At 73.8% G+C, this 6,344-nt stretch carries 5 protein-coding genes; 3 read left to right on the top strand and 2 right to left on the bottom strand.

Going from position 1 to position 6,344, the window contains the following annotated elements:
* Window positions 1–110: 110 nt before the first annotated feature.
* Entirely contained in the window at window positions 111–1,649 is a 1,539-nt protein-coding gene (locus tag AB0M11_RS35890; protein WP_365712358.1) for an IucA/IucC family protein, read from the bottom strand.
* A gap of 152 nt (window positions 1,650–1,801) precedes the next feature.
* Here AB0M11_RS35890 and AB0M11_RS35885 point away from each other — a divergent pair, with 152 nt between their 5' ends.
* The 3 genes from AB0M11_RS35885 (at window position 1,802) to AB0M11_RS35875 (ending at window position 5,465) form a co-directional block, all read left to right on the top strand.
* Window positions 1,802–3,307, top strand: a complete 1,506-nt coding sequence (locus tag AB0M11_RS35885) for an IucA/IucC family protein (RefSeq protein WP_365712357.1) — start codon at window positions 1,802–1,804, stop codon at window positions 3,305–3,307.
* A 74-nt stretch (window positions 3,308–3,381) separates the two neighbouring features.
* A complete protein-coding gene (locus tag AB0M11_RS35880; protein ID WP_365712356.1) occupies window positions 3,382–4,644 on the top strand; it encodes a VWA domain-containing protein in 1,263 nt (420 codons plus the stop codon).
* Window positions 4,644–5,465 (top strand): hypothetical protein, encoded by an 822-nt coding sequence (locus AB0M11_RS35875; RefSeq protein WP_365712355.1) that lies wholly within the window; start codon window positions 4,644–4,646, stop codon window positions 5,463–5,465. Before AB0M11_RS35880 ends, AB0M11_RS35875 begins: the two co-directional genes overlap by 1 nt.
* A 179-nt stretch (window positions 5,466–5,644) precedes the next feature.
* Here AB0M11_RS35875 and AB0M11_RS35870 read toward each other — a convergent pair whose 3' ends face one another.
* On the bottom strand, window positions 5,645–6,277 hold the full coding sequence (locus tag AB0M11_RS35870; RefSeq protein ID WP_365712354.1) for a winged helix-turn-helix transcriptional regulator: 633 nt from the start codon (window positions 6,275–6,277) through the stop codon (window positions 5,645–5,647).
* Window positions 6,278–6,344: the final 67 nt, after the last annotated feature.

Genomic DNA, 6,344 nt, shown 5'->3' with positions numbered 1-6,344 from the left:
CCCGTCTTCGCGTACCCGGGTACGCGAAGACGGGAACGACTCGCGGCGTGGCCGCACCCTCTCGGCACCGTGCGTTCGCCTGGCAGGAGTGACCGGCCTCGACGGGGCGGTCAGCCGATCCCCGCGCCCCCGTCCTGCCGGGCCAGCGGGTTCGGCAGCGGGAGGTAGCGGGCGTCGGCGCCGTCCGCGCCGGTCCAGCGCAGCAGCAGGTTCGTCTTGCCGGGCAGGGTCGGGGAGGCCAGCAGGGCGGCCGCCTCGGGGAGCGGATGCCGGGCCAGCTCCCGCCGGGCCGCGGGCCACGGGTCGAACCCGGGGTGGTGCTCGGCGAGCGCGGCGGCGACCTCGGTCAGGTGGTTGACGACCAGGCAGTACACCAGCCGCTCCCACCCGGCGGCCCGCTCCGCCTCGGCCGGCAGCTTGACCCCTTCGGCGTCCCGGTACAGCGCCTGCACCGGCATGCCGTCGGCGTCGACGGCGACCAGGGTGTTCTGCAGGTGTGCTTCGAGGACGACGCCGTGCTCGGCGAAGGCGGTCAGCGCCGGGGGGACGACCGCCCGCAGATACGCCTCCCACCAGGCGCCCGGCTCCGCCGCCGCGGCCAGCGGGTCGCCGTGGAAGCCCTCCACCAGGCCGGCGGCGAGCAGCGGGGTGGCCCCGGGCAGCAGCGGCCCGCGCAGCCCGTCCCGGACCAGCACGGCGAGTTCCTCGAAGGCGAAGCGGGCGGTGCGGTAGCCGCGGTCGCCCAGCCAGGCAGCCGGGCCGCCCATGGCCGTGAACGCGGTGGTCACGGCCGCGTCAGTACGGCGCAGTCTCCGCAGGTCGTGCGCCCAGAGGCGGCGGATGTCGTTGGTGATCCGCACGTCCAGGCTGAACTTCAGGAAGAGATCCCGCTCCGGCTCGTACAGCGTGCGGATCGCGGCCGTCGGCCAGGTCACGAAGTCCGTCTCGCCCAGGCGCAGCAGCCGCCCGTCGGCGAAGGCCGGCGCGAGGTCGCGGGCGACCAGGTCGAGCTGCCAGGGATGGGCGGGCAGCAACCGGTAGCCCGGCGGTACGGCGGCCGGAGCGGCCAGTGCGTCCAGCGCGGCCGTGTCGCCCTCCTCCACCAGTTCGTCCTCGCGTACCGCGAGCAGCGTCAGCGGGAACCGGGCGTGCGCCTCCGGGGCGTACGGCAGCCAGGCGGTGACCGGGCCGCCGCCGCGCGCCTTGGGGGCGGGGTGATAGGGATGGCCGGTGATCAGGGACTGTTCCGAACGCAAGTACGGGTCGGCGGGCGCCGTCGCCCGCGCGCGTGCCGTCAGCAGCGCGGCGACGGCGTCCCGGCTGTCGATCATCTCGGCCGGCAGGTCGCCGTTGGACAGCCCGGTGTGCGCGCGCAGTTCCTCGGCGACGAGTTTCACCAGCTCGGCGTGGCCGACGCGGTGCCAGGCACCGTCCGCGAACACCTCGGGCGCGGACGGCCGGCGCGCGCCGCGCACCCGCAGCAGCCGCCCGCCGCCGGGCAGCCGGTAGACCCGCGCCGGCCCTCGCCCGGCGTCCGGGAGCGGCTGGGCCACCTCCCGGAGCAGGCAGTTGAGCAGGGGCGCGGCAGCGTACGCGTCGGCGCGTTCGCCGACGGTGTCGCCGAGGGGCATGGGGTCCACGCGTTCCATTCGTTCTCAGTGTCTCGTTCTCAGTGTGTTCCGTCGCGCTGCGTCTCGTGGTCCGCGTCTCGTTCCCGCCTCCGCACCGTCCGACCGTGATCAGTATGTGGGTCGTCACCGGTCATCATGACCGTGGTACCCGTCCCCCGAGGAGCCCTCCCGTGCACCGTCCCTCCCCCATCGAGAACCGGCTCGCCGCCGAGCTGGCCGAGGCGCGGCCGGAGCTGGCCGGCCGGTACGCGGCCGAGCTGCCCGGTGCGCGGGCGGCGGTGCTCACCCGGCTGTGGCGGGCGCTGGCGTACGAACCGCTGCCGTGGGTGACGCGCCGGGTGCGGGGTGCGCACAGCCTGGCCCTGTGGCAGGCGGACGGCCGGGCGCTGCACGGCCCGCGGGCCGATCCGTACGCCACCGACGCGTATGTGACCGCCGTGCGCCTGGACGGCGTGGCGTACGACGATCCGGCACAGCTGATGACGGAGCTGGGGTGGCCGCACGCGGACGGATTCGCCGCCGAACTCGGCCACAGCGTCGCGTCGTTGGCGCTGTCCCGGGCCGACCGTGAGATTCCCTCGAAGGAGTGGCCGGACCACGACTGGGAGTGGGAGCAGCGGGTCGTCGACGGGCACCCCTTCCACCCCAACTGCCGTTCCCGGCCCGGCTTCTCGGCGGCGGACCAGCTGGCGTACGGGCCGGAGCACCGGCCGCTGGTGCGGCTGGAGACGGTGCCGGCCGCGGCCGGGGAGTGTCTGCTGGCGGGCGACTGGCCAGACGAACTCCGAGACACAGGGCGGCTGTTGATTCCGGTGCATCCCTGGCAGCGCGCCCATGTCCTCAAGGGCGGCTCCGCCGGGCCCTGGCGGGACGCCCACCCGCTGATGTCGCTGCGCACACTCGCGCTTGCCGACGGGCCGCACGTGAAGACCGCGCTCAGTGCCCGGCTGACCTCCTCCGTGCGGGACATCTCGGCGTACTCGGTGGGCGCGGCGATGACGTTGTCGTCGTTCGCGACGGACCTGGCGTCCCGCACGGACGGACTCCTGCACATCACCCGCACGCTGGGCGCGGTGACCGCCGGCTCGCCCGACCTGGCGGCGCTGTTGCGCGAGTCGCCACAGGTGTACGCGGCGCCGGGCGAGCGCGTGCTGCCGGTGGCTGCCCTGGCCGGCACCGAGCTGCCCGCGTCGCCCTCCTGGCTGGCCGGGTTCACCCGGCTCGCACTGACGGTGGGGCTGCGGCTGCTGGACCTGGGCGTGGCCCTGGAGGCGCACGGCCAGAACCTCCTGGTCGTGCTCTCCGCGACCGGCGACCCGCTCCGCCTGGTCTACCGCGACCTGGCCGACATCCGCCTCAGCCCCGCCCGTCTCGCCCGCCACGGCATCACCCCGCCCGAGCTGACGGGCCGCCTGGTCACGGACGACGAACCGGCCCTGCGCCGCAAGCTGTTCGGTTCCCTGGTCGCGGGCGCGCTGGCGGGCACGGCGGGGTCGGGACCGGCCCTGGCCACGGCCCTGGAGGCGGCCGTACCGCACCTGCCGGGCACCCCCGATCTGACGGCGCTCCTCGAAGGCCCGCTGCCCGCCAAGGCGTTGACCCTGATGCGGCTGTCCCCGCAGGTGCCCGGGGACCAGTGGACGGCACTGCCGAACCCGCTCGCCGCCCTCCGTTGACCTGCCGGTCACTCTGGTTCGCCGGCCCGTGCCTCGTTTTGGAGCCCGGCGCCTTTGATCAATAGGATCCGCCGATGATCAGAACACATCGGCCGGCGGCAGGAGTCTGTGCTCTGCTCGCCGCCCTGGCGGCCGGGATCGCGTTCCCCGGCCATGCGGTCGCCGACGAGACCGAACAGGCCGCTCCCAAGGTGGAGCTCGTGCTGGACGTCAGCGGTTCCATGCGGACGGCGGACATCGACGGCGGGACGCGCATGGCCGCGGCCAAGCAGGCGTTCAACGAAGTGCTGGACGCGACGCCCGAGGGGGTCCAGCTCGGCATCCGCACGCTGGGCGCCAACTACCGCGGCAACGACCGCAAGGAGGGCTGCAAGGACACCGCGCAGCTGTACCCGGTCGGCACGCTGGACCGCACCGAGGCGAAGACCGCCGTCGCCACGCTCTCGCCGACCGGCTGGACCCCCATCGGCCCCGCGCTGCTCAAGGCGGCCGACGACCTCCAGGGCGGTGACGGGACCCGCCGTATCGTCCTGATCAGCGACGGCGAGGACACCTGCCAGCCGCTGGACCCGTGCGAGGTGGCCCGCGAGATCGCCGCCAAGGGCGTCGGGCTGACCATCGACACGCTCGGCCTGGTGCCGGACGCCAAGACCCGCGACCAGCTCAGCTGCATCGCGGACGCGACCGGCGGCACCTACACCTCCGTCCAGCACAAGGAGGAACTGACCGACCGGGTCGGCCAGCTGGTGGACCGGGCGGCGGACCCGGTGGTCACGCCGGTCGCGACCGAGGGCACGGACCAGTGCTCGTCGGCACCCGCCCTGAAGTCCGGTCTGTACACCGACCGTGAGGAGTTCGGGCAGCAGCGCTGGTACAAGGTCGACGTCAACCCCGGCCAGGAGCTGCGCGCTTCGGTGAGCGTCGCGGCCGACCGGGCCGTCAACGCCGACTACGGGGTGCTGCTGCGCGCGGTGACCGTGCACGGACGGGAGATCGTGCGCGGCGAGGCGTCGGGCCTCGGCCGCACCGACGTCATATCGACCGGGCTGCGGTACCCGAAGGCCGAGAGCGACGACGAGGACGCCACGGCGGAGACCGTCTGCCTGCAGGTGACCAACTCCTTCTCGGCGGCGTCCGGCGTGAAGACCAGCCCCGGCCTGCCCGTCGAGCTGACGGTCGACGTGGTGGACGGGCCGTCGCAGGCGTCCGACGTCGCCTCCTTCGGCCTCGGCCGCGGCTGGTGGCTGCTCGGCGCGCTGGTGCTGACCGGCTTCCTCGCGGGTCTGGTGTGGGGCTGGGTGTCGCGCTGGCGGATCGCGGTCTGGAGGACCAACTGATGTCGATCACACGTGTGGTGAACACCGTCCTGCTGGCGGCGGGCCTGGCGGTGGGTCTGGCCGCGGGTCCGGCGGCCGCGGACTCCTCCCCCTCCCCGAGCGCCTCGGCGGACGGCTCGGCGCCCACCCAGGCGGGCACGTCCTTCCGTACGGCGACGGAGATCGACCAGGGGCAGCGGGCGACGGCCAGCGGGTCGACCGGCGACTACCTGTACTGGTCCTTCCCGGCCGATGCCGGTCAGCGCCCCGACGTCAAGGCGACGGTGAAGCTGCCCGGCTCGCACGCCGCGCAGACCTGGCAGCTCGACATGTACGACGGGCTGCGGCGCCGGCAGGCCTGCCAGTACGGCGCGCAGACCCGGACGGCCGCGCAGGGCGCCACGTCGGTGGAGCTGGCCTGCGTGATGCGTACCGTGCGGGCCTGGTCGGAGCCCTGGGCCGACGACCCGCTGCCCGGGACCTACTACATCCGGCTCACCGTGGTGGACCTGACCTCGGCCGACCTCGGTCAGCCGGTGAGCGCCGAGGTGAAGGTGGACTCCAAGGACATCGGCGGTTCGGCGGCGGTGGACGGTTCGCTGGCCAAGCCGCTGGTGCCCGGCATCGCGATCACGTCGGATTCCGGCCAGGACGGTTCCTCCTCGGCGAAGCCGGCGGTGCTGTCCGCCGTCGAGCCCGACGACGGCTGGTCCTCCGGCTGGTGGACCGACCGCTGGGTGTGGACCGGGATCGGCGGCGTCCTGGCCGCCCTGGCGGGCATCGGCGGGTACGCGCTGACGCGCGGGTCCGGTCGGCCGTCGCGCGTGCCGCCGGACGCCTGATCCGGCGAAGAGTCAGGAGACTGGGCCCCGTTCGCGGCGGCCCAGTCGTCGTTTCAGGCCCAGTCGTCGTTTCAGGCCCAGTCGTCGTTTCAGGCCCAGTCGTCGTTTCAGGCCCAGTCGTCGTTTCAGGCGCAGTCGTCGTTTCAGGTCCAGTCGTCGTTTCAGACCCGGTCGTCGCCTCAGACCCCGGCCTCGGTCAGTTCCTTGGCCAGTGCCCCGTCCCCGGTCACCGTCACCCGACCGGTCCGCACCGCCTCCGGCAGCCCCAACTCGCCCCGGGCCAGGGCCGCGCCCGTCCCGGTGTCGAGCACGAGCCGGGCGTCCGGCTCGCGGGGTGCCGGGCCGTCGCCGTACACGGGTTCGTCCTCCGCGCCGACGTACAGGTGGAAGTGCCCTTCGCCCAGCCGGACCTCGACCAGTCCCGCACCCTCCAGGGCGCGCAACAGCGGCAGTGCGAACCAGTGGGCGCGGACGGCGTCGGTGGGGCGGCGCTCCCCCAGTTCGGGCTCCCCCCACCTGCCCAGCGCCTGCAGGACCGGCAGCAACTGCCGCCCACGGGGGGTCAGTTCATAGACGTACGCGGCACCCGGCGGGGGCAGCCGCCGCCTGGTGGTGATGCCGTCCCGCTCCATGTCCTTCAGCCGGGAGGCGAGGACGTCCGTGCTGACTCCCGGCAGGTCCGCGTGCAGGTCCGTGTAGCGACGGGGACCGGCGAGCAGCTCCCGGACGATCAGCAGGGTCCAGCGGTCGCCGACGACGTCGAGGGCGCGGGCCGCGGAACAGTACTGGTCGTAGCTTCGGCGAGGTGACATGCGACGCAGTCTAGACAAGATGTTGGACTTTCCAAGCTCCTACTTGGTAAAACCAAGCAACACGAGT

The sequence above is a fragment of the Streptomyces sp. NPDC051987 genome (assembly GCF_040680735.1).
Classification (GTDB): domain Bacteria; phylum Actinomycetota; class Actinomycetes; order Streptomycetales; family Streptomycetaceae; genus Streptomyces.
Note: the sequence above shows the minus strand (reverse complement) of the source record. Positions and strands in the feature narration are given on the sequence as shown.